This is a genomic window from Pseudomonas sp. Sample_23, from assembly GCF_004307595.1.
Classification (GTDB): Bacteria; Pseudomonadota; Gammaproteobacteria; order Pseudomonadales; family Pseudomonadaceae; genus Aquipseudomonas; species Aquipseudomonas atacamensis.
On the sequence record NZ_RCNX01000090.1, the window covers coordinates 1 to 22727 of the forward strand.

At 59.0% G+C, this 22727-nt stretch carries 17 protein-coding genes; 10 read left to right on the plus strand and 7 right to left on the minus strand.

Annotated features, from left to right (window positions below; all coding sequences use genetic code 11):
* The first annotated feature begins 182 nt into the window (after positions 1–182).
* Positions 183–2075 carry a penicillin-binding protein 2 gene (mrdA, locus tag D8U82_RS24215; RefSeq protein ID WP_024013654.1) on the plus strand — a complete coding sequence of 631 codons (1893 nt, stop codon included), beginning with the start codon at positions 183–185 and terminating at the stop codon, positions 2073–2075.
* A gap of 44 nt (positions 2076–2119) precedes the next feature.
* Here the strand turns inward: mrdA and D8U82_RS24220 are convergent, their stop codons facing one another.
* Both D8U82_RS24220 and D8U82_RS24225 read right to left on the minus strand, forming a co-directional pair.
* Entirely contained in the window at positions 2120–2524 is a 405-nt protein-coding gene (locus tag D8U82_RS24220) for a lysozyme inhibitor LprI family protein (RefSeq protein WP_024013653.1), read from the minus strand.
* Positions 2525–2564: 40 nt separating this feature from the next.
* Entirely contained in the window at positions 2565–3479 is a 915-nt protein-coding gene (locus tag D8U82_RS24225; protein ID WP_130888517.1) for an ADP-ribosylglycohydrolase family protein, read from the minus strand.
* A gap of 176 nt (positions 3480–3655) precedes the next feature.
* Here D8U82_RS24225 and D8U82_RS24230 point away from each other — a divergent pair, with 176 nt between their 5' ends.
* The gene (locus tag D8U82_RS24230; protein ID WP_130888518.1) at positions 3656–4144 is read left to right on the plus strand and encodes an SRPBCC family protein; all 489 of its coding nucleotides are present in this window, start codon (positions 3656–3658) and stop codon (positions 4142–4144) included.
* Between the two features lie 314 nt (positions 4145–4458).
* On the opposite strand, the gene acnA is transcribed toward D8U82_RS24230, so the two are convergent.
* Positions 4459–7200, minus strand: a complete 2742-nt coding sequence (acnA, locus tag D8U82_RS24235; RefSeq protein ID WP_130903144.1) for an aconitate hydratase AcnA — start codon at positions 7198–7200, stop codon at positions 4459–4461.
* Between the two features lie 222 nt (positions 7201–7422).
* Between acnA and rlmM the strand changes: the two genes are divergently transcribed.
* A complete protein-coding gene (gene rlmM / locus D8U82_RS24240; RefSeq protein ID WP_125927789.1) occupies positions 7423–8496 on the plus strand; it encodes a 23S rRNA (cytidine(2498)-2'-O)-methyltransferase RlmM in 1074 nt (357 codons plus the stop codon).
* A gap of 144 nt (positions 8497–8640) precedes the next feature.
* Positions 8641–8889, plus strand: a complete 249-nt coding sequence (gene tusA / locus D8U82_RS24245) for a sulfurtransferase TusA (RefSeq protein WP_016775503.1) — start codon at positions 8641–8643, stop codon at positions 8887–8889.
* Positions 8890–8936: 47 nt separating this feature from the next.
* Here tusA and D8U82_RS24250 read toward each other — a convergent pair whose 3' ends face one another.
* A complete protein-coding gene (locus D8U82_RS24250) occupies positions 8937–10346 on the minus strand; it encodes an MATE family efflux transporter (RefSeq protein WP_122691337.1) in 1410 nt (469 codons plus the stop codon).
* A 160-nt stretch (positions 10347–10506) separates the two neighbouring features.
* Between D8U82_RS24250 and pdxB the strand changes: the two genes are divergently transcribed.
* A complete protein-coding gene (pdxB, locus tag D8U82_RS24255; protein ID WP_130903145.1) occupies positions 10507–11649 on the plus strand; it encodes a 4-phosphoerythronate dehydrogenase PdxB in 1143 nt (380 codons plus the stop codon).
* Between the two features lie 167 nt (positions 11650–11816).
* Here the strand turns inward: pdxB and D8U82_RS24260 are convergent, their stop codons facing one another.
* Entirely contained in the window at positions 11817–11996 is a 180-nt protein-coding gene (locus tag D8U82_RS24260) for a PA1571 family protein (protein ID WP_024013646.1), read from the minus strand.
* A 258-nt stretch (positions 11997–12254) separates the two neighbouring features.
* Here D8U82_RS24260 and D8U82_RS24265 point away from each other — a divergent pair, with 258 nt between their 5' ends.
* Complete coding sequence (locus D8U82_RS24265; RefSeq protein ID WP_177434166.1) at positions 12255–14039, plus strand: ABC transporter transmembrane domain-containing protein; 1785 nt, start codon at positions 12255–12257, stop codon at positions 14037–14039.
* A gap of 55 nt (positions 14040–14094) precedes the next feature.
* Complete coding sequence (locus D8U82_RS24270; RefSeq protein WP_125927780.1) at positions 14095–15123, plus strand: Fic family protein; 1029 nt, start codon at positions 14095–14097, stop codon at positions 15121–15123.
* A 105-nt stretch (positions 15124–15228) separates the two neighbouring features.
* Here D8U82_RS24270 and D8U82_RS24275 read toward each other — a convergent pair whose 3' ends face one another.
* The gene (locus D8U82_RS24275) at positions 15229–17157 is read right to left on the minus strand and encodes a transglycosylase SLT domain-containing protein (RefSeq protein WP_130903147.1); all 1929 of its coding nucleotides are present in this window, start codon (positions 17155–17157) and stop codon (positions 15229–15231) included.
* A gap of 214 nt (positions 17158–17371) precedes the next feature.
* Here D8U82_RS24275 and D8U82_RS24280 point away from each other — a divergent pair, with 214 nt between their 5' ends.
* Complete coding sequence (locus tag D8U82_RS24280; protein WP_130903148.1) at positions 17372–19294, plus strand: ATP-binding cassette domain-containing protein; 1923 nt, start codon at positions 17372–17374, stop codon at positions 19292–19294.
* A gap of 192 nt (positions 19295–19486) precedes the next feature.
* On the opposite strand, the gene D8U82_RS24285 is transcribed toward D8U82_RS24280, so the two are convergent.
* On the minus strand, positions 19487–19924 hold the full coding sequence (locus D8U82_RS24285; protein ID WP_016775498.1) for a universal stress protein: 438 nt from the start codon (positions 19922–19924) through the stop codon (positions 19487–19489).
* A gap of 103 nt (positions 19925–20027) precedes the next feature.
* Here D8U82_RS24285 and D8U82_RS24290 point away from each other — a divergent pair, with 103 nt between their 5' ends.
* Positions 20028–20465 carry a hypothetical protein gene (locus D8U82_RS24290; RefSeq protein ID WP_122699491.1) on the plus strand — a complete coding sequence of 146 codons (438 nt, stop codon included), beginning with the start codon at positions 20028–20030 and terminating at the stop codon, positions 20463–20465.
* 526 nt (positions 20466–20991) lie between these two features.
* Positions 20992–22727, plus strand: a 1736-nt coding sequence (gene fadB / locus D8U82_RS24295; protein ID WP_130903149.1) for a fatty acid oxidation complex subunit alpha FadB, incomplete at its 3' end; no start/stop codon positions are given.

The window sequence follows — 22727 nt, forward strand, 5'->3', positions numbered from 1 at the left end:
GAAACCCCAATTGCGAAAGCAGTTGGGGTTTTGTTTTGCCTGCGAGAAAGTTTTCGGCCTGCCATCGGGGAAATTCATCCTGAAGTGGATGGCGAGTTTTGGTATGGTGCAGCTCGTTTTTTAACGGACTGATGTCCTGCCCACGGATCGGCACTCATTTATGTCAAAGAGTTGCTGTAGAAATGCCTGAACCAATCCCGATCAAGGATCATGAAAAAGAGACGCGGCTGGTCAACAAACGATTGATCGCCTGCGCTCTGTTTGTCTTCGCCATCAGCTGCGCTCTGGTGGTGCGCCTGTACATCCTCCAGGTCGTGGAATTCGACTATCACTCGACCATCTCCGAAAACAATCGCGTCCATGTCCTCCCGATACCGCCGACGCGTGGATTGATCTACGACCGCAACGGTGTGTTGCTCGCCGACAATCGCCCCAGCTACAACCTGACCATCACCCGTGAGCGTGCCACCGACGTCAATCAAGAATTGGACGAAGTCATCAACTTGCTGCACTTGCCTGCTGAAGACCGCACGGTGTTCGACAAGGCGATGAAGCAATCCCGGCATCCGTTCACACCGGTCACCCTGTTTTATGAGCTGACGGAAGAGCAGATTGCCGTCCTGGCGGTTAACGAGTTTCGCTTGCCGGGCATTGATGTCGAGCCGCAGTTTGTCCGGCACTATCCCCTGGGCGCACATTTCGCCCATTCGATCGGTTATGTCGGTCGGATCAACGAAAAAGAATCGAAAACTCTCGACTCCGTGGAATACCGAGGTACGCAGTCCATTGGTAAAACCGGTATCGAGCGTTTTTATGAAGCGCAGTTGCACGGCCATGTCGGTTACGAAGAAGTCGAAACCAATGCTCAAGGCCGTGTGCTACGGGTACTCAAGCACACCGATCCGGTGCCAGGCAAGAACATCGTCCTGAGCCTCGATGTCAAGCTGCAAGAAGCTGCCGAAGCCGCTTTGGGCGACCGTCGTGGTTCAGTGGTAGCTCTCGACCCGTCCACTGGAGAAGTGCTGGCGATGGTCAGCAATCCGAGTTTCGATCCGAATCTGTTCGTCACCGGGATCAGTTCGAAGGAATATTCAGCGCTGCGAGATTCCATCGATCGGCCATTGTTCAACCGCGTATTGCGTGGCCTGTACGCCCCAGGCTCGACGATCAAACCGGAAGTCGCCATCGCCGGTCTGGACGCCGGCGTCGTGACCCCGCAGACCCGCGTATACGATCCCGGCTACTACCAATTACCGGACTTCGATCACAAGTATCGCAACTGGAACCACAGTGGTGATGGTTGGGTGGACATGGACGCGGCGATCATGCGTTCCAACGACACCTACTTCTATGATCTGGCGCACAAGCTTGGCATTGATCGTCTGCACGACTACATGGCGATGTTCGGCCTTGGTGAAAAAGTCTCGCTGGACATGTTTGAAGAGTCGCCTGGTCTGATGCCATCGCAAGCGTGGAAACGCGCTACTCGGCGACAGGCCTGGTATCCCGGCGAGACAGTTATTCTCGGCATCGGCCAGGGCTACATGCAGGTCACACCACTGCAATTGGCCCAAGCCACGGCACTGATTGCCAACAAAGGGATATGGAATCGGCCGCACCTGGCCAAGTCGGTCGACGGTGTAGCGCCGGTTGACGAGCACCCGATGCCGAACATTCTGCTCAAGGATCCGCGGGATTGGGAGCAGGTCAACCACGGTATGCAGATGGTCATGCACGATGCTCGAGGCATCGCACGAGCGGCGGCTGCGGGGGCGCAATACCGCATCGCTGGCAAGAGTGGTACGGCGCAAGTGGTGGCGATCAAGCAGGGTGAGCGCTACAACCGTGAGAAAACCCTCGAGCGCCACCGTGACAACGCCCTGTTTGTAGGATTTGCACCGGCCGAGCATCCGAAGATCGCCATCTCGGTAATGATCGAAAACGGCGAGGCGGGTGGTCGTGTTGCCGGTCCAGTAGTGCGGCAGATCATGGACGCCTGGTTACTCGATCAGGATGGCCACCTCAAGCCGCAATACGCAGCGCCGAGCAAAGCGCCGGGCGATCCTCACGTCTGAGGCGTAACGGTTCACAGCACAGGCTCCGTAAGCGGAGCCTGTGATTACGCACCGGGTACCGGGCAACTCATATCACCTTCCTCACATTTCAAATACTGCTTGAGGGTTTCTACTCTGGCCTTGGTTACGGCTGTGAGACAACTACTGTAAACCAATGGATAAACACTGCCGCCGTCCACCCCAGAAGCCGAAAACTTGCACTCGGCATCCCGGAAGCTGACCCACGCCCGCTGCGCGTTGACCAACAGCTTCTTTCCGTCCGGGTTGTCCTTCAGGCGTCCGGTGATCTGCTGATAGAGCGTATTCAGTTCCTTGTCTGCCGCTTTGAACGCTTGCCCCGCGCATTGATTCATCGTCGCCTGATCGCTGGCGTTGGTGCAATCAACGGCGGCATGGGCGAAAGGGGCAAACAAAAAAGGCACAGAGGCCAGAAGCAAACGCACTGACATAAGGTTCTCGCTATCTCGAGTGGAAAGGGTGTATCGATTGTTATGTACGTAGCCGGGACGCCTCAAGCAAGCGATCCGCAGTGGCCGTGATTTCCTCGCCTTCATGCAACTGCTCCAGCCAGTGTTCGGGGATCGCCCGAGCGCTGTAGTAAGCACCTGCCAACTGACCCACGATAGCAGCCGTTGTATCCGCATCATCACCGAGATTGGCTGCTTTCAACACCGCTTCGGCGAATGTCTGCGTATGGTGAAAGCACCACAAAGCGGCTTCCAGCGATTGGACGCTATAGCCACTGCCTTTTATTTCAGTTTCCGCTTTGTGAAGGTACTCACCCTGAGCAATCGCAACCACCTTGGGCTGGGAAAGCTTGAGCAGTGGCGCCCGGCGAAGCTGTGTTTTCTCCGCACCCTCAAGCGCTCGTGCAATCAGATCAGCCAGCAATTGGCAGCACTCGATTGCCTCCGGCGCCGCATGGGTTGTGCGCGAACTGCCGGCAGCGTGGATCTGGATCTGTCCAGCGTCCGGAAAATAAAACAGCACGACTGGTGCCAACCGCATCAGCGACCCGTTACCAGCAGTCAACGGGTCAGTCGACCCTGCGAAAGGCTCCCCGGTTCGCTGATACTGTTCCAGCGCCTGGCTGACGGTCATGCCAATGTCGAAACATTCGCCGGTGGAGCTCAGGTATCCCCACTTCCACCAATTGAGATAGCGGCCCATCTGATCAGCCGCGTCGAAGCCGTTTTTGCGCAGCAGGCTCTCGGCCAAGCACAGTGCCATTGAAGTGTCATCGGTCCATTGCCCTGGCTTGAGCTGGAACGGGCCACCGCCGACCATGTCGCTCAGCGGCTGGAATGATCCTCGCGGCTGGAACTCAACTGTTGTTCCGACCGCATCGCCGCAAGCCAGGCCGAGGAGGGCGCCGCGATACCGATCGGCGAGAGAAGGCTGCATGATTCGTCCTTGTTTCTGCGGATTCGCTGGCAAGATAACAGGTCATGCGGCGCCGATCACAGAGCGCAAACTACCGCAGAATGTGTCCGCTCGAATCGGTGGCTGCAGCGCTTCGATACAACTTCGCATTGGACATGTGGTCATACAAGCCTAGTGTTCAGAACAGGAGGTGACGTATGAAACCAGTACCTAACAGTTTCGAACGCAAGATCACGCTCAAGGCGTCGCGTTCCCATGTCTGGCGTGCATTGGTCGATGCGGAGGCGTTTGGCCAGTGGTTTGGCGTGGCGCTCGAGGGCCGGCGTTTCATTGCCGGCGAGTGGACGCAGGGTCAGGTCACTTACCCCGGTTATGAACACGTATTGTGGAATGTGCTGATCGAGCGGGTCGAGCCGCAGCAGTTGTTTTCTTTCCGCTGGCACCCGTATGCGGTCAACCCGAAGATCGACTACTCACAAGAGCCGACCACGCTGGTCAAGTTCGAATTGCAGGACTTCGAAGACGGCACTCTACTCAAGGTCTCGGAATCCGGCTTCGCGCACATCCCTGATACCCGTCAGAAAGAGGCGTATTACATGGACAGTCGCGGCTGGGAGGAGCAGTTGAGCAGGCTTGAACAGTTTCTCGCCGAAAGCGCCAGGGCTCGTGAAAGCGGCGGTGCCTGACGGGTCTAAGGGTTTTCGGAAGTGTTTGTATGGCGAATGTCTTACACGTGTTGGTAGCTTTTACGACTATTGCTGATTGGATCCACTGGGTAATCTACACACATCAACTGAGACACAGGGAGTGTTTCAGGATCATGGACGATCGACCATCGCAAGGATCGCTGCCGACAGGGAGTCGATAATGGTCTTGGGAAAAACCCGCTTCGGCGGGTTTTTTTTCGCCTGAATGCAGGAGCCGCCGAAGGCTGCGATCTTTTGATCCTGCTTTTGAAAGCCAAGTCAAAAAGATCACAGCCTGGGCGAATGTCACCCCGTCACGAAGCAATCAACTGCCGCAACACATAATGCAGAATCCCGCCGGATTTGAAGTACTCGACCTCATTCAGCGTATCAATCCGGCACAAGACTTCGATTCTCTCCTGACGCCCATCCTCGCGAGTGATAACCAGCGGCAGGTTCATCCGCGGCCTTAGCTCGACGCCGGTCAATCCCAGAATCTCGAACGTCTCTTTGCCGGTCAGATTGAGGCTCTTACGGTTCTGATCAAGCTTGAACTGCAACGGCAGCACACCCATCCCGACCAGATTCGAGCGGTGAATACGTTCGAAACTCTCCGCAATCACCGCTTTGACGCCCAGCAGATTGGTGCCTTTCGCCGCCCAGTCACGGCTCGACCCGGTGCCGTACTCCTGACCGGCAATCACCACCAGCGGCGTACCCGAAGCCTGATATTGCATCGCCGCATCATAGATCGCCATTTTTTCCCCGGTGGGAATGTAAATGGTGTTCCCGCCTTCCTCGCCCCCAAGCATCTCGTTGCGAATACGGATGTTGGCAAACGTGCCGCGCATCATCACTTCATGATTGCCGCGACGGGAACCGTAGGAGTTGAAGTCGCGCGGCTCGACGCCTTTTTCCTGCAGATACCGCCCGGCCGGGCTGTCGATCTTGATGTTGCCGGCGGGGGAGATATGGTCGGTGGTCACTGAATCGCCGAGCAAAGCCAAGACCCGCGCACCTTTGACGTCTTTCACTTCCGGCAGAGGTCCGGAAATGTCGTCGAAGAAAGGTGGATGCTGAATGTAGGTCGAATCGTCCTGCCAGACGTAAGTGGCCGCTTGCGGCACCTCGATGGCCTGCCATTGCTCATCACCGGCAAACACTTCGGCGTATTCCTTGTGGAACATCGCCGTATTGACCTGATTCACCGCCTCGGAGATTTCCCGGCTGCTCGGCCAGATATCACGCAGGTACACCGGATTGCCCTGCTGATCCTCGCCCAACGGTTCGCTGCTGATATCGGTGCGCACGCTGCCCGCCAATGCGTAAGCGACGACCAGCGGAGGCGAGGCCAGCCAGTTGGTTTTCACCAGTGGGTGCACACGGCCTTCGAAATTGCGGTTGCCGGACAAGACCGACGCGACGGTCAGATCGGCTTTCTGAATGGCTTTCTCGATCGGCTCCGGCAGTGGCCCGGAGTTGCCGATGCAGGTGGTGCAACCGTAACCGACCAACGAAAACCCGAGCTGATCGAGGTACTGAGTCAGCCCGGCAGCCTTGTAATAGTCGGTGACGACTTTCGAACCGGGGGCCAGTGAGCTTTTGACCCAAGGCTTGCGCGTCAGACCTTTCTCGACGGCTTTCTTCGCCAGCAACCCGGCCGCCATCATCACGCTCGGGTTGGAAGTGTTGGTGCAGGAAGTGATCGCGGCGATGACCACGGCGCCGTTTTTCAGGCGATAGGTCTTGCCCTCGTATTCGTAGTCCGCTTCACCGACCAGATCGGCGTTGCCCACCGCCACGCCGCCACCGCCCTCGCTTTCCAGGCGGCCTTCTTCCTTGCTGGTGGGTTTGAATTGCAGGTCGATGAAATCACTGAAGGCCTGCGCGACGTTCGGCAGGGAGACGCGATCCTGCGGACGTTTCGGTCCGGCCAGGCTTGCCTCGACGCTGCCCATGTCCAGGGCCAGGCTGTCGGTGAACACCGGCTCCTGACCCGGTAGCCGCCACAGGCCTTGAGCCTTGGTGTAGGCCTCGACCAGCTTCACCACTTCCGGCGGCCGGCCGGACAAGCGCAGGTATTCCAGCGTGACATCGTCGACCGGGAAGAAACCGCATGTCGCACCGTATTCCGGGGCCATGTTGGCGATGGTTGCGCGGTCGGCCAATGGCAGGTCGGCGAGACCGTCGCCATAGAATTCGACGAATTTGCCGACCACCCCTTTTTTGCGCAGCATCTGCGTCACGGTCAGCACCAGGTCGGTGGCGGTGATGCCTTCCTTGAGTTTGCCGGTGAGCTTGAAGCCGATCACCTCCGGAATCAGCATCGACACCGGTTGCCCAAGCATCGCCGCTTCCGCCTCGATCCCGCCAACGCCCCAGCCGAGCACGCCGAGACCGTTGATCATGGTGGTGTGGGAGTCGGTGCCGACCAGGGTGTCGGGGAAGGCGTAGGTGCGGCCATCCTCGTCTTTGGTCCAGACGGTGCGGCCGAGGTACTCAAGGTTGACCTGGTGGCAGATGCCGGTGCCCGGCGGGACCACGCTGAAGTTATCGAACGCACTCTGGCCCCAGCGCAGGAAGGCATAGCGCTCGCCGTTGCGTTGCATTTCGATGTCGACGTTCTGTTCAAACGCACTGGCGCTGGCAAACTTGTCGACCATCACCGAGTGGTCGATCACCAGATCCACCGGCGACAACGGATTGATCCGCTGCGGATCGCCGCCGGCCTTGGCCATTGCCGCACGCATGGCGGCGAGATCGACCACGGCGGGGACGCCGGTAAAATCCTGCATCAATACACGGGCAGGGCGGTACTGGATTTCGCGATCGGAGCGGCGCTCCTTGAGCCAGGCGGCGATGGCTTTGAGGTCAGCGCCGGTGACGGTTTTTTCGTCTTCCCAGCGCAGAAGATTTTCCAGCAGGACCTTCAGTGACATCGGCAGCTTGTCGAGATCGCCCAGGCTTTTGGCGGCTTCCGGCAGGCTGAAATAGTGGTAGGTCGTGGCGTCGATTTGTAGGGTTTTCAGTGACTTCAGACTATCGAGGGACGGCATTACGATCACTCCTTTGAGTCCGCACGGCTACGGACTGAGGGGACGGGCAGAGCATTAAACCTAGCCCTGTTTTGAGTAGCTGGCTAATAACTGGACTCTATCGGCGCAACCATGGTTCCGACTTCAGCTATCATGCGCCGGTTTTCGTGACAGGCATTGCGGCAACGCAAGGCTTGAGCATCGCGCAGCGGCCGAATGATCGACCGCTGCCCAGGAGTAAGAATGAACACCCTATTCATGCATTGCCGGCCCGGCTTCGAAGGCGAAGTCTGTTCGGAGATTTCCGATCTCGCCGCCCGTCTCAATGTCGCCGGTTACGCCAAAGCCAAAACCGCCACGGCCTGCGCCGAGTTTGTCTGCACCGAAGCCGACGGCGCCGAACGCCTGATGCGCGGTCAGCGTTTCGCCGAATTGATCTTCCCTCGGCAGTGGGCGCGCGGCTTTTTCATCGATCTGCCGGAAAACGATCGGATCAGCGTAATCCTCGCGCACATGGCCGATTTTCCGGTGTTTGGCAGTCTGTGGCTGGAAGTGGTCGATACCAATGACGGCAAGGAACTGTCGAATTTCTGCAAAAAGTTCGAAGGCCCGCTGCGCAAGGCGCTGACCGCCGCTGGCAAACTGGTGGAAGACGCCAGCAAGCCGCGTTTGTTGCTGACCTTCAAAAGTGGTCGCGAAGTGTTTCTCGGCATGGCCGATGCCGGCAATTCGGCGATGTGGCCGATGGGCATCCCGCGCCTGAAGTTTCCTCGCGAGGCACCCAGCCGTTCGACCTTGAAGCTGGAGGAGGCGTGGCATCACTTCATTCCACGTGATCAGTGGGAAGACCGCCTGCACAGCGACATGACCGGCGTTGACCTCGGCGCCGCGCCGGGCGGCTGGACCTGGCAACTGGTCAACCGTGGCATGCTGGTGACGGCTATCGACAACGGCCCGATGGCTGAAAGCCTGATGGAAACCGGGCTGGTCCAGCATCTGATGGCAGACGGTTTCACCTTCAAGCCGAAGCAGCCGGTGGACTGGATGGTTTGCGACATTGTCGAGAAACCGGCGCGCAACGCGGCGATGCTGGAAGAGTGGATCGGCGAAGGACATTGCCGCGAAGCAGTGGTCAACCTGAAGCTGCCGATGAAGCAGCGTTATGCCGAAGTGAAACGTCTGCTCGAGCGCATTGCCGATGGATTCAAGGCACGTGGGATCAAAGTTGATATCGGCTGCAAGCAGCTGTATCACGACCGCGAGGAAGTGACTTGCCATCTGCGCCGGCACGACAGCAGAAAAACCAAATCGCGCTGACACAACACTGAACCTGCGGGAGCGAGCCTGCTCGCGAAAGCGGTGGGGCTGACGGATTGCCTTCGCGAGCAGGCTCGCTCCCACATGGGTTGGACGATATCCCAAGCAATGCGCGACAATGCCGGCCAGTTTCTGGAGTGAACCATGAGTGAAATGATCGATACCCCGGTCGACGGCACCCTCGACGCCACCGGCCTCAATTGCCCGGAACCGGTGATGATGCTGCACCAGCACATCCGCGATCTGGTGCCCGGCGGCCTGCTCAAGGTGATCGCCACCGATCCCTCGACCAAGCGCGATATCCCCAAGTTCTGCGTGTTTCTTGACCATGAACTGGTCAGCCAGCACGAAGAGGCCGGCACCTATCTGTACTGGATTCGTAAGAAGTCCTGATTCTGGGAAAAAAAAGACCTGCAAATGCAGGTCTTTTTTATGGGTGATCAACCCGCCGAACGACTGATTCGAATCCGCTTGCGCGCACTGCGTGTCAGACGAATCGACAGCATCAACGCTGCGCAGCTTAAGCCGACAATCAAACCCTGCCACAAACCGCTCGGACCGCGTGGCTCGCCGAGCCAATCGGTCAGGCCCAGCGCATAACCGACCGGCAAACCAATCCCCCAGTAGGCGAACAGGGTCAGGATCATCGTCACCCGAGTATCCTGATAACCACGCAGTGCGCCTGCCGCAGTCACCTGGATCGCATCGGAAAACTGGAACAGCGCTGAATAGACAATCAGCATCGCCGCAATGTGAATCACCGTTGGATCAGCGGTATAGATCGCCGCAATCGGCTCGCGCAGCGCCAGCATCAGGCTCGCCGACAGGCAGGCGTAGGCCAGCGCCGTGCCCATGCCGACTCCAGCGGCAAAACGCGCCTCACGCGGTTCCTCGCGGCCCAGCGCCTGGCCGACACGCACGGTAACCGCCATGCCCAGCGAGTACGGGATCATGAACACCAGCGAGCTGACGTTCAGCGCGATCTGATGCCCGGCCACCACCGTCGCGCCGAGGCTGCCGATCAGCAGGGCGATCACAGCGAAGATGCTCGACTCGGCAAACACCGCGATGCCGATCGGCAAACCAATCGACAGCAGACGTTTGATCACCGTCCACTGCGGCCAGTCGAAACGGCTGAACAGTTCGCTTGAGCGATAGGCTGGTGCCCAGCGTTCGTAGCCGGCCAGGCCCAGCGCCATCACCCACATCACGATTGCCGTGGCCCAGCCGCAGCCGACGCCGCCCATGGCCGGCACGCCGAAGTGGCCATAAATGAAGATGTAGTTCAACGGGATGTTCAATGCCAGACCGCACAGGCCCAGCACCATGGCCGGGCGGGTGCGGCCGATGCCGTCGCTGGTGCAGCGCAGCACGTGATAGAAGGCCACCGCCGGCAAGCCGCTGGCGATGCCGTGCAGATATTGCATGCACGGGCCGATCAACTCGGGATCGACTTTCATCAGATGCAGCACCGGCTCGGCGGCGATCAGCATCGAGGTGGCGATCAATCCGACTACCAATGCCAGCCACAACGCCTGACGCACGATCGGGCCGATCTCGCTGTGCTTGCCGGCGCCGAAACGCTGGGCGACTTTTGGTGTGGTGGCCAGCAGGGTGCCGGTCATCAACAGAAACACCGGGACCCAGATCGAGTTGCCCAGTGCCACTGCCGCCAGGTCCTTGGGCCCGACGCGCCCGGCCATCACCGCATCGACGAAGCCCATCGCCGTGGTCGCCAGTTGCGCGATGATGATCGGCAGGGCGAGGGCGAGCAGGTTTTTCAACTCCAGGCGAATCCGCGCAGGGCGGCTCAGCGAGACGGCGACAGGTTGGTCAGTTACAGGGTTCACAGGCAAAGCGTCCAGAAAGTATTGATGCGCAGAGCGGCGCATTCTACGCCGCTGACGCCTCGGTCAGGAAATATCCTCTGTTGCGTATTTGTAAGCGCAAACCCTGCTGGCTGATCGACGCGTCAGCACCTAAACTGCCGATCCGCCCAAGGAGCCCGCCATGCTGATTGTTGCCGACGAAAATATCCCGCTGCTCGATGCCTTTTTTGCCGGTTTCGGTGACATCCGCCGAGTGCCGGGCCGCTCCATTGACCGCGCGACGGTCGAGCACGCCGATGTGTTGCTGGTGCGTTCGGTGACCAACGTCAATCGCGCGCTGCTTGAAGGCAGCAAGGTGCGCTTTGTCGGCACCTGCACCATCGGCACCGATCATCTGGATCTCGATTACTTCAACGAGGCCGGGATCTGCTGGTCGAGCGCGCCGGGGTGTAATGCCCGTGGGGTGGTCGATTACGTACTGGGCAGTCTGATGACGCTGGCCGAAATCGAAGGCGCGGATCTGACGCAGCGTACTTACGGCGTTGTCGGCGCCGGTGAAGTGGGGGGGCGCTTGATCAAGGTCCTGAAAGGCCTGGGCTGGAACGTCAAGGTTTGCGACCCGCCACGTCAGGCTGCCGAGGGCGGCGATTATGTCAGCCTTGAGCAGATCATCGAACAGTGCGACGTGATCAGTCTGCATACGCCTTTGACCCGCAGCGGCGACTCTGCAACCTGGCACCTGTTCGATCAACAGCGTTTGCAGCAACTCAAGCAGGGTGCATGGTTGATCAACGCGGCGCGCGGCCCTGTGGTGGATAACGTTGCGCTGCGTGAGGTGCTGCTGGAGCGCGAGGACCTGCAAGCGGTGCTCGACGTCTGGGAGAAGGAGCCGGAAGTCGACCCTGCGCTGGCCGAGCTCTGCGTATTGGCCACGCCCCATATTGCCGGTTACAGCCTCGACGGCAAGCAACGCGGGACCGCGCAGATCTATCAGGCCTACTGCGCTTTCATTGGCCAACCTGCGGCTATCGCGCTCAGTGATCTGCTGCCAGCAACCTGGTTGTCGGAAGTTTCCCTGCACGGTGACAGCGATCCGGCATGGGCGCTGGCGATGTTGTGCCGGGGCGTATATGACCCACGCCGCGATGATGCGGATTTCCGCCGCAGTCTGGTGGGGAATGTCGCCGAGCAGCGAGCGGCGTTTGACGTGTTGCGCAAGCAGTATCCGGTGCGCCGCGAGATTGAAGGGCTGAAGGTGCGAATTGAAGGTGATGCGCCCAGGTTGCGGCAGATTGTGGCGGCGCTGGGGGCGGTGGCTGTCTGAATCAGCGCTGGCCTTTTCGCGAGCAGGCTCGCTCCCACAGGGGATCTACAGTGCAGCAAAGTTAAAGGTGGGAGCGAGCCTGCTCGCGAAAGCCACACCACCAATCCCGAATTGCAGATATAAAAAACCCGGCCAATCAGGGCCGGGTCAGGAAGACGGTGGCTACATCACTCTTGTTCGGCAGGCTTGACCAATCGCTTCTCCAGTTCGCGGCAAGCGTCCTGGATCATGTCTTCAGTGATCGGTACTTCGCGGCCCTGCTCATCGATAATCGAGCAACCCAGAGACTGGTCGGGTTTGGTGCGGATCACTTCAATCTTGTCTTCGCTGCTGTGTTGCAAGGACATGGCCTGTCTCCTCATCAGGTTGTGTGCCTAAGTTAAAACCGCCACGTGACCAGGCTGTGACAACTCCCTGCGGTCTGTCGGCGGGCGGCATCTCTACTCAAACAGAAATGACCGCTCGTCTCAACCGCAACCTTAGACCAATCGTTTCTAGCATCCGGACATCCCGGGCATATTTAACCTGACTCATTGTGATTTACAGAGTTCCACCCCATCTGAGTCTGTAGGCTGGCCCGATCCATCTGCGCAGACGTGAACTCCATGATCTCCATGCTCTCTTCCCGACACCGGCGCGCCCTGCGCTTGACCAGTCATTTTCTCCTGCCGTACCGCTGGCATGCCTTCGGCGCTCTACTCGCGCTGATCGTCACCGCCGGCATTACCCTGTCGATGGGGCAGGGCATCAAGTTGTTGGTAGACCAGGGTTTCATGACCCGTTCGCCGCATCTGCTCAATCAGTCCATCGGCATTTTCATGTTGCTGGTGCTCGGGCTGGCGCTGGGCACCTTTGCCCGTTTCTATCTGGTGTCGTGGATAGGCGAGCGCGTGGTCGCCGACATTCGCCGTCAGGTGTTCAATCACCTGGTGTATCTGCATCCGGGCTTTTATGAGGACAACCGCAGCTCGGAAATCCAGTCGCGCCTGACCGCTGACACCACCTTGCTGCAATCGGTGATCGGTTCGTCACTCTCGCTGTTCCTGCGCAATCTGCTGATGGTGATCGGTGGTGTAGTGCTGCTGTTCATCACCAATCCGAAGTTGACCAGCATTGTCGTGATTGCACTGCCGCTGGTAATCGCGCCGATCCTTATTTTCGGCCGCCGTGTGCGCAATCTGTCGCGCCAGAGCCAGGACCGTATCGCCGACATTGGCAGCTATGTGTCGGAAACCCTTGGTCAGATCAAAACCGTACAAGCCTACAACCACCAGGTGCAGGACGAGCAGCGTTTCGCTTCGACCGTCGAGCAGGCGTTCGAAACCGCGCGTAAACGGATCTTCCAGCGAGCGTGGTTGATCACTTTGGTGATCGTGCTGGTGCTTGGCGCGGTGGCGGTGATGTTGTGGGTCGGCGGCATGGACGTAATGGCCGGGCGTATCTCGGCCGGCGAGCTGGCGGCATTCGTTTTCTACAGCCTGATTGTCGGCAGCGCGTTCGGCACGCTGAGCGAAGTGATCGGCGAACTGCAACGCGCTGCGGGCGCTGCTGAACGCATCGCGGAATTGCTGCGCTCGGAAAACATCATCCAGCCACCGTCGACCGGACTGGTCGCTTTGCCAGCGCGAGTCAAAGGTGAACTTGAACTGCGCGACGTGCGTTTTTCCTACCCGTCGCGTCCGCAAAGCTACGCCGTCGATGGCTTGAATCTGATGGTAAGGGCGGGCGAAACCCTGGCATTGGTGGGGCCGTCGGGCGCGGGCAAGTCCACGGTTTACGACTTGTTGCTGCGCTTCTACGATCCACGCGAGGGGCAGATTCTCCTAGATGGCGTGCCGCTGACCAGCCTTGACCCGCTGGATCTGCGCCGCTGTTTCGCCCTGGTCTCGCAAACCCCTGCATTGTTCTTCGGCAGTGTGGAGGACAACATCCGCTACGGCTGCCCGACGGCCACGCTTGAACAGGTCAAGGAGGCTGCGCGGATTGCCCACGCCCACGACTTCATCGAACAAATGCCAGATGGTTACCAGACTCATCTCGGCGACGGCGGCCTCGGGTTGTCCGGCGGTCAGCGCCAACGTCTGGCCATTGCCCGCGCCTTGCTGGTAGACGCGCCGATCCTGCTGTTGGACGAAGCTACCAGCGCCCTCGACGCACAGAGCGAGCATCTGATCCAGCAGGCCCTGCCAACGCTGATGGAAAACCGCACCACGTTGGTCATCGCGCACCGACTGGCCACGGTGAAGAACGCTGATCGAATTGCAGTGATGGATCAAGGCAAGCTGGTGGCGGTGGGGACACATCAGCAATTGATCGCCAGCAACCCGCTGTACGCGCGGCTGGCGGCGTTGCAGTTTAATGATGGTTATGAGGCGACTAAACAGAACTGATGCATGGCGCCAACATCGGGCATCATTACGAACTGCATGATTTCAGGATGAGGATATGAGTCGTTATCAGCCGCCGCTGACCTTGACTGCACGAATGATTACGCTGATCGCCGAAATCAGCGAACAGATAGGTCAGCTCTTGGCTGTGGACGATAGTCGGCAGACGCCTCAGCTGCGTCGAAGCAATCGAATCCGTACGATTCAGGCTTCGCTGGCTATCGAAAACAATACATTGAGTGTTGAACAGGTCACTGCGGTCATTGCCGGGCGTCGAGTCCTGGGGTTGCCCAAAGAGATACAGGAAGTTCACAACGCTTTTGCGGCGTATGAGTCGATGCCCACCTGGAATCCGGGCAGCAAGCCTGATCTGTTGCGAGCCCATGAGTTATTGATGCACGGTTTGATCAAGGATGGTGGGCAATTACGCCGTACGGGCGTTGGCATCTATCGAGGCAATCAGTTGGTGCATATGGCGCCGCCCCCGAGCCGGATTGCGCATCTGGTCGATGACCTCTTGGCATGGCTTGGCTCATCTGATTGGCATCCGTTGATCATCAGTTGTGTCTTCCATTACGAATTCGAGTTTATTCATCCTTTCGCGGATGGAAATGGGAGGATGGGGCGTCTCTGGCAAACTCTGATTCTCAGTCAGTGGCGACCGGTGCTTGCCTACTTGCCAGTTGAGGCGGTTATCCGGGATCAACAGGACGCCTATTACGCTGCGCTCTCGACGGCGGACCGGATGGCAGAATCGACGCCGTTTGTTGAATTCATGCTCCACGCGTTGAGTCTTGCACTGCGCGAAGCCGTCGAAAGCGAGTCTGTGACCGACCCAGTAACCGACCCAGTAACCGACCCAGTAAAGAGGCTTTTGCTAACGTTGCAAAACCAGGCGCTGAAAACCAGTGAGCTGATGGGCGAATTGGGTCTTACACATAAGGCGACATTTAGATCCAACTACCTTAAACCGGCACTGGCAGCGGGATTGGTCGAAATGACGGATCCTCAAAGTCCGAACAGTCCCGTTCAGAAATACCTGCTCACAGAGGAGGGCAAGCTCAAGGTCGTGCAGGCGAAAAGATAGATCTGCTGCGCTAAAAAAATGCCCGCATTGCAGTGCGGGCATTTTTGTTGAGCCAGATCAAAAGATCGCTGTCTTCGGTGGCTTCTACGTAACCGGCATTACCCGTTACTGATCATCAAAATACCGCTCATGCCAATCCACCAGCGGTTGCGGCGAGTTGAGCTTTTGCCCGTAGATCACCGAGTAGGACAACACGTTCTGCACGTATTGACGGGTTTCGTCGAACGGGATGCTTTCCACCCAGACGTCGAAACTCAGGTGATCAGCGCCGCGCAGCCACTGACGCACGCGGCCCGGCCCGGCGTTGTAAGCGGCGGAGGCGAGCACGCGGTTGCCGTTGAACTGGCTGTGCACCTGGCTGAGGTAAGCGGCGCCGAGCTGGATGTTCTTGTCTGGATTGAGCACTTGCTGGGGCGAGGCCAGTGGAATGCTGAACTTGCGCGCGGTTTCCTTGGCCGTGCCGGGCATCAATTGCATCAGGCCGCTGGCGCCGACGCTGGAGCGCGCGTCGTCCATGAAGGCGCTTTCCTGGCGGGTGATGGCGAACACCCAGCTCGAATGCAGGCCGCGCACCTTGGCCTCACGCACGAGGGTATCGCGGTGCGCCATCGGGAAGCGGATGTCCAGATCGTCCCAGTACTGCGCCTGACTGATGGTGCGGATCGCCGGGAAGTACCATTTCAGGTCGTAGGCCAGTTTGGCCTGGGCGACCATTTCATCGCGGTTGAAATGACGGCTGACGTGATACCACTCGCGACGCCCATCGACGATCTGCCCGCGTGCATGAAACTCCAGCGCGCGACGTACGCCGGGGGTGTTGCGGACCTTGTTGATCAGCGCCTGGCTGAGCACCAGCGGTTTGTTGTTCAGCGAGTAAGGCGATTGTGAACGGTCTGCGGCGAGGAAGCCGTAGAAGTCTCGTTCCCGCGCCAGATTCTTGTACAGGGTCAGCGCTTGCGGGTTTTGTGGCTCGGCCAGTTCCAGGCTGCGCGCCTGCCAGTAGCGCCAACGGTTGGTGGTGGCCAGGTCTTGCGGCAGACGTTTGGTCAATTCGTAGGCATCGTTCCAGCGTGCCAGACGCAGCAGCAGGCGCAGGCGCCATTCCGAGACGGTGTTGTCGCGCAGCTCCGGATCGTATTTGGTCATGACGTCCAGCGCGCGGCTGTCGAAGCGGCGCGCAAGGGTCAGGCCGATCTCGCGAGCGATCGCGACTTTTTCATCACGAGAGAAATGCATGCTGCTGGCGTAACCGTCGAGCAAAGCCATGGCCTTGTCCGGATCCTGCCGAGCGAGGCGGCGCAGGCCGAGGCTGACGACGTCTGACATCGGCTCGTCGGCCGGGGTGAAGCGCGACGGCTGGTTGAGCAGTTCGGGTTTCTGCGCCACGTCGACCAGCAAGCGACCGCGCGGGGCGAGGGTGGTCAGGCCGTTGATCAGGCTGTTGGCCAGTGGATAGTTGCGTGCCTGCGCGGCAAGTTTGGTGCGCTCCCAGCGTTTTTGCTCGGTGAGCTGGCCATCGGCGGCCCAGATGCCGAACAACGCGTCACACGCAGCCGGTTGCGATTTGCCGGTCAGCCAGAGTTTTTCCGCACTGGCATACCCTTCGGCTTTCTTGTCGTGGCTGATCTGGTACTGCGCGTTGAGGCAGTCCAGTTCGGTGAAATTCAGCTTCGGATCGTAATACTTGACGAAGGTCGCCCAGTCGCCACGGTCGGCGAGCCAGCGCAACCAGCGCAGTTTCATCCAATTGGCCTGCGGCAAATCACCGTGTTCGGCGAGGAATTTTTCGATCTCGGCGTTGCTCGCCGTCTTCAGGCGCGCGGTCAGTTCGTCGTAGGCCAGATACGGTTCCAGCGGATAATCGGCCAGCGCCTGGCTGTAACGGAAATACGGGCCGGTATCACCCTTGGCCAAGGCGCGCTTGGCTTCATCGTAATACTGGCGTTGGGTGGACAGGTCCACCGCCTGGACGGATTGAGCGGCAGTGGCGGTAAGAAACAAGCAGGACAAAACACTGAAAAGGCGACTGCGCATGAGACATCCGGGCAGAGAAATCATGACAAGTGCCGATCGAAATCCGCACTGAATTGCCTGTAGCTTAGCCTTTTGCCAGCAAGCGGCGAAAGCTTTGCGAGCCTCGCTGCACAAGTTCGCAACAAATGTTGTGCAGAGTGCTTCGACAGACAAATTGCCGGCCTGCTCAAGCCTCAAGTCAGGTAGAATGCGCGCCCGGTTTTTGGAGAAGCTCATGACCCTGCTCAAATTCAGCGATGTGTCCCTTGCGTTCGGCGCTATGCCGTTGTTGGACAAGGTGTCCTGGCAGATCGCCCGTGGTGAGCGGGTGTGCATCATCGGTCGCAACGGCACTGGCAAGTCCAGCATGATGAAACTGGTCAAGGGCGACCAGAAGCCCGATGACGGCTCGGTGTGGCGTGCCCCCGGTCTGAAAATCGGCGAATTGCCGCAAGAATTGCCAGTGGCCGACGACCGGACGGTATTCGATGTGGTGGCTGAAGGCCTCGACGGTGTAGGCGCCTTGCTCGCCGAATACCATCACCTGAGCCAGAACATCGTCACCGACGCCGATCTGGACAAGCTGATGCACGTTCAGCACGACCTTGAAGCCCGTGACGGCTGGCGCTTGCAGACGCTGGTCGACAGCACCCTCAGCCGCCTGCAACTGCCGGCCGACAAGACCCTCGCCGAGTTGTCCGGCGGCTGGCGTCGTCGCGTGCTGCTGGCGCAGGCGCTCGTGTCCGAACCGGACCTGCTGCTGCTCGACGAACCGACCAACCACCTGGACATCGGTGCGATTGCCTGGCTCGAAGAAGCGCTGAAAGATTTCCAGGGCGCCGTGCTGTTCATCACGCACGACCGTTCCTTCCTGCAAAACCTCGCCACGCGCATCCTCGAACTGGATCGCGGCGGCCTGATCGACTGGAACGGCGACTACGCCAGTTTCCTCGTGCACAAAGAAGCCGCGCTGGCCGCTGAAGAAACCGCCAACGCGCTGTTCGACAAGCGTCTGGCTCAGGAAGAGGTGTGGATCCGTCAGGGCATCAAGGCCCGCCGCACTCGTAACGAAGGTCGTGTGCGCGCTCTGAAAGCCCTGCGCGTTGAGCGTAGTGAGCGTCGCGAGCGTACCGGCAAGGCCAACATCCAGCTGGAAACCGCGGACAAATCCGGCAAGCAGGTGATGGTCCTCGAGAACGTGAGCTTCGCGCATCCGGGCGGGCCGTTCCTGATCAAGGATTTCTCCATGGTCCTGCAGCGCGGCGACCGTATCGGTCTGCTCGGCGCCAACGGTACCGGCAAGACCACCCTGTTGAAACTGATGCTCAGCGGTCTGCAACCGACCAGCGGTAAAGTGGAAGAGGGCACGCGGATCGACGTGGCGTACTTCGACCAGTTGCGCCATCAGCTGGATCTGGAAAAAACCGTGATCGACAACGTCGCCGAAGGTCGCGACTTCATCGACATCGACGGGCAGAGCCGCCATGTGCTGAGCTATCTCGGCGACTTCCTGTTCAGCCCGCAGCGTGCGAGGACGCCGGTCAAGGCATTGTCCGGCGGTGAACGTGCGCGTCTGTTGCTGGCGAAGCTGTTCAGCAAACCGGCCAACCTGCTGGTGCTCGACGAACCGACCAACGACCTCGATGTGGAAACCCTCGAACTGCTCGAAGAAGTGCTGCTGACCTTCAACGGCACCGTGCTGATGGTCAGCCACGACCGGGCATTCCTCGATAACGTGGTGACCAGCACCCTGGTCTTCGAAGGTGAAGGCAAGGTTCGTGAATATGTCGGCGGCTATCAGGACTGGATCCGTCAGGGCGGCTCGCCGCGTCTGTTGGGTGTGACTGAAAGCAAGTCGGGCAAGGCTGACCTGAATTCGGCGGTGGTTACCGCTGAGCCGGCTCCGGTGGCTGTGCCTGCCGCTGCCGCTCCGGTTGCCAAGAAGAAACTGAGCTACAAGCTGCAGCGCGAGCTGGAAGCCTTGCCGGGCGACATCGACGCCAAGGAGCAGCAGATCGCCGCGGTTGAAGCGGAAATGGCTGAAGCCGGTTTCTACCAGCGTCCGCCGGCGGAAACGGCCAAAGTGATTGCTTCGCTGGAGCAATTGCAGGCCGAGCTGGATGCGTTGGTGGAGCGTTGGGCCGAGCTGGATGCCTGATTGTTCCTGATGTAAAAAAGCCCGGCGCTCAGTGATGAGCGCCGGGCTTTTCATATGTAACGCGATCTGCCGGCTGGAACAGGTCACCTGTGGGAGCGAGCCTGCTCGCGAACGCGGTGTGTCAGGCAGCACTCATAGTGAATGTGCCGACGTATTCGCGAGCAGGCTCGCTCCCACAAACTGCAAGACAGATCAGCGTTTGACCAGGTGCACCGCCAGTACATCGCATGGCGCACCGTGCAGCACATCATTCGCGGTCGAGCCGAGCAGCAGTGCCAGGCCATGACGGCCGTGACTGCCGACCACGATCAGATCGCACGCTTGTTCCTTGGCAAAATGATGGATTTCCTGGCGGGGCTGGCCGTAGGTCAGATGGCAATTGGCGCCTTCAAGCTCTGGATATTTCGATTTGAGTTTTTCAAGACGCTCCTTGGCCTGATCGAACTGCTGTTGTTGCAGTTGTGACAGGTCCATCGGCACGTCGCCACCGAAGGCCATGGCCATTGGTTCAACGATATGCACCAGCGACAACTTGGCAGCGTTGCTCACCGACAGCTCGCGGGCGCGGTGGATCACAGGGTCGCACTCTTCGGTCAGATCTACGGCGACCAGTATGTGGTGGTAGGGCATGAGGTGCTCCTCCTGAGGGTTCGATATTGGTAAGTATGGCTGGTTTCAAGCGCATTGGTTCGCAAGTGACACAATGGGCTCATCAAAAATCGGGAGTACAGATATGACGGTCTGGCTGGTGGTGTCAATCCTGCTGGTAGTTTTAAGTCCACTGGCATGGTTGCGCCCATCGCGCACGCAGAGCGGGCGCATGGCCTTGCGCATGGAGGCGCGACGCATCGGCCTGGCGATGCAGCTGGCGCCGCAGGAGTGGCCGCACTGGCTGCTGCCGGAGCCGCCGAATCCCTGCGCCCAGTACCACCGACCCCGACGTGGCAGTCAACCGGCGTGCTGGACCTATTGGCAGAAAACCCCGGGCGTGTGGGTCAATCAATGGCAAGAAGTCTGCGATGACCGGACCCTGCTCGATTATTTCGAAAAATTGCCGGGGAATGTTTTCAAGATCGAAGCGGACAAGCAGATGATCGCCTTGTACTGGGGCGAGAAGGGCGAGGCGACGGTTCTGCAGGATATCGACACGACGCTGAAAGCGCTGGCGTGAAACGGCGACTTTTCTCACTGCAACGGTGTGGAAGGTCTGGCAGACGAGCAATAAAAAGCCCGACATGATTCGTCGGGCGGGTTGGCCAGGCAGGCCGGTAATCTTTTTTTGCGGCAGGCGCTTTGATCGCCCCGGCAAATTTCCTCGCAGTCCCCCCAGCGTAGCCTTCTGAACAGGGCTCGGCGGAAATTAGGGCGACTTTTCTAACTATTGATTCTATGAATGGCTCAACATCGAGACGGGTGTTGCTGCTCATCATGGTGCAGAAATGACTGCAAAGTCGCATTTCAGCCCGAATTTAGGGCGATTGACAATTGTCAGAAATTCCGTGAAGGTGACGTACCCGAATCAAACGGGCGTATGAATTGAGCGTTTGTCTTACAGACTGCTCCTACAGAATCCCGACTATCGCGTTGGCGGGTGTGCCAGGCGGACGGTGTCAGTATCGACGAGCAAAGCGTCCTTCTGAGCCATAAGCCTGCGTCCGACGTGTACTGTTCAGCTTCCATATCGTGGAGATCAGTTGATGATTTACGAAGGTAAAGCCATCACGGTTAAAGCTCTTGAAAGTGGCATCGTCGAATTGAAATTCGACCTCAAGGGTGAGTCCGTCAACAAGTTCAACCGTCTAACCCTGAACGAACTGCGTCAGGCCGTAGACACCATCAAGGCAGATGCTTCGATCAAGGGCGTGATCGTCAGCAGCGGCAAGGACGTGTTCATCGTCGGCGCCGACATCACCGAATTTGTCGACAACTTCAAGCTGCCGGATGCCGAGCTGGTTGCTGGCAATCTCGAAGCCAACAAGATCTTCAGCGATTTCGAAGACCTCAACGTGCCAACCGTCGCGGCCATCAACGGCATCGCCCTCGGTGGCGGTCTGGAAATGTGCCTTGCGGCTGACTATCGCGTCATGTCCACCAAGGCCAAGATTGGTCTGCCGGAAGTCAAACTGGGCATCTACCCGGGCTTCGGCGGTACCGTACGTCTGCCGCGTCTGATCGGTGTCGACAATGCCATCGAGTGGATTGCCGCCGGCAAGGAAAACCGTCCTGAAGACGCCCTGAAAGTCAGCGCCGTCGACGCCGTGGTTGCTCCAGAGAAGCTGCAGGAAGCTGCCCTTGAGCTGATCAAGCGCGCCATCTCCGGCGAGTTCGATTACAAGGCCAAGCGTCAGCCGAAACTTGAAAAACTCAAGTTGAACGCCATTGAACAAATGATGGCTTTCGAAACCGCCAAAGGTTTCGTGGCTGGCCAGGCCGGCCCGAACTACCCGGCGCCGGTTGAAGCGATCAAGACCATCCAGAAAGCCGCGAACTTCGGTCGCGACAAGGCACTGGAAGTGGAAGCTGCAGGCTTCGTCAAACTGGCCAAGACCTCTGCTGCGCAGAGCCTGATCGGCCTGTTCCTGAACGATCAGGAACTGAAGAAAAAGGCCAAGGCCTACGACGAAATCGCCAAAGACGTGAAGCAGGCTGCCGTACTGGGCGCCGGCATCATGGGTGGCGGTATCGCCTATCAGTCGGCCTCCAAAGGCACGCCGATCCTGATGAAGGACATCAACGAGCACGGTATCGAGCAGGGTCTGGCCGAAGCCGCCAAGCTGCTGGTCGGCCGCGTTGACAAGGGTCGCATGACCGCTGCGAAGATGGCTGAAGTGCTCAACGGCATTCGTCCGACCCTGTCCTACGGCGACTTCGGTCACGTCGATCTGGTGGTCGAAGCTGTCGTCGAGAACCCGAAGGTCAAGCAAGCCGTGTTGGCTGAAGTCGAAGGTCAGGTCAAAGAGGACACCATCCTCGCGTCCAACACCTCGACTATTTCCATCAGCCTGCTGGCCAAGGCCCTCAAGCGTCCGGAAAACTTCGTCGGCATGCACTTCTTCAACCCGGTGCACATGATGCCGCTGGTGGAAGTGATCCGTGGCGAGAAGTCCAGCGAACTGGCGATCGCCACCACAGTTGCCTACGCGAAGAAAATGGGCAAGAACCCGATCGTCGTCAACGACTGCCCGGGCTTTTTGGTCAACCGCGTGCTGTTCCCGTACTTCGGCGGTTTCGCCAAGCTGGTCAGCGCCGGTGTCGACTTCGTCCGCATCGACAAAGTCATGGAAAAATTCGGCTGGCCGATGGGGCCTGCGTACCTGATGGACGTGGTCGGCATCGATACCGGTCACCACGGTCGTGACGTGATGGCCGAAGGTTTCCCGGATCGCATGAAGGATGACCGTCGTTCGGCCATCGACGTGCTGTACGAAGCCAA

What these genes read in the sequence shown, in the direction of transcription:
- D8U82_RS24275 (WP_130903147.1), bottom strand. Translation starts at nt 17,157, where the DNA reads ATGCGCAGTCGCCTTTTCAGTGTTTTGTCCTGCTTGTTTCTTACCGCC.
- D8U82_RS24220 (WP_024013653.1), bottom strand. Translation starts at nt 2,524, where the DNA reads ATGTCAGTGCGTTTGCTTCTGGCCTCTGTGCCTTTTTTGTTTGCCCCT.
- D8U82_RS24285 (WP_016775498.1), bottom strand. Translation starts at nt 19,924, where the DNA reads ATGCCCTACCACCACATACTGGTCGCCGTAGATCTGACCGAAGAGTGC.
- D8U82_RS24290 (WP_122699491.1), top strand. Translation starts at nt 20,028, where the DNA reads ATGACGGTCTGGCTGGTGGTGTCAATCCTGCTGGTAGTTTTAAGTCCA.
- acnA (WP_130903144.1), bottom strand. Translation starts at nt 7,200, where the DNA reads ATGCCGTCCCTCGATAGTCTGAAGTCACTGAAAACCCTACAAATCGAC.
- D8U82_RS24230 (WP_130888518.1), top strand. Translation starts at nt 3,656, where the DNA reads ATGAAACCAGTACCTAACAGTTTCGAACGCAAGATCACGCTCAAGGCG.
- D8U82_RS24260 (WP_024013646.1), bottom strand. Translation starts at nt 11,996, where the DNA reads ATGTCCTTGCAACACAGCAGCGAAGACAAGATTGAAGTGATCCGCACC.
- D8U82_RS24265 (WP_177434166.1), top strand. Translation starts at nt 12,255, where the DNA reads ATGATCTCCATGCTCTCTTCCCGACACCGGCGCGCCCTGCGCTTGACC.
- D8U82_RS24225 (WP_130888517.1), bottom strand. Translation starts at nt 3,479, where the DNA reads ATGCAGCCTTCTCTCGCCGATCGGTATCGCGGCGCCCTCCTCGGCCTG.
- D8U82_RS24270 (WP_125927780.1), top strand. Translation starts at nt 14,095, where the DNA reads ATGAGTCGTTATCAGCCGCCGCTGACCTTGACTGCACGAATGATTACG.
- D8U82_RS24280 (WP_130903148.1), top strand. Translation starts at nt 17,372, where the DNA reads ATGACCCTGCTCAAATTCAGCGATGTGTCCCTTGCGTTCGGCGCTATG.
- pdxB (WP_130903145.1), top strand. Translation starts at nt 10,507, where the DNA reads ATGCTGATTGTTGCCGACGAAAATATCCCGCTGCTCGATGCCTTTTTT.
- mrdA (WP_024013654.1), top strand. Translation starts at nt 183, where the DNA reads ATGCCTGAACCAATCCCGATCAAGGATCATGAAAAAGAGACGCGGCTG.
- rlmM (WP_125927789.1), top strand. Translation starts at nt 7,423, where the DNA reads ATGAACACCCTATTCATGCATTGCCGGCCCGGCTTCGAAGGCGAAGTC.
- tusA (WP_016775503.1), top strand. Translation starts at nt 8,641, where the DNA reads ATGAGTGAAATGATCGATACCCCGGTCGACGGCACCCTCGACGCCACC.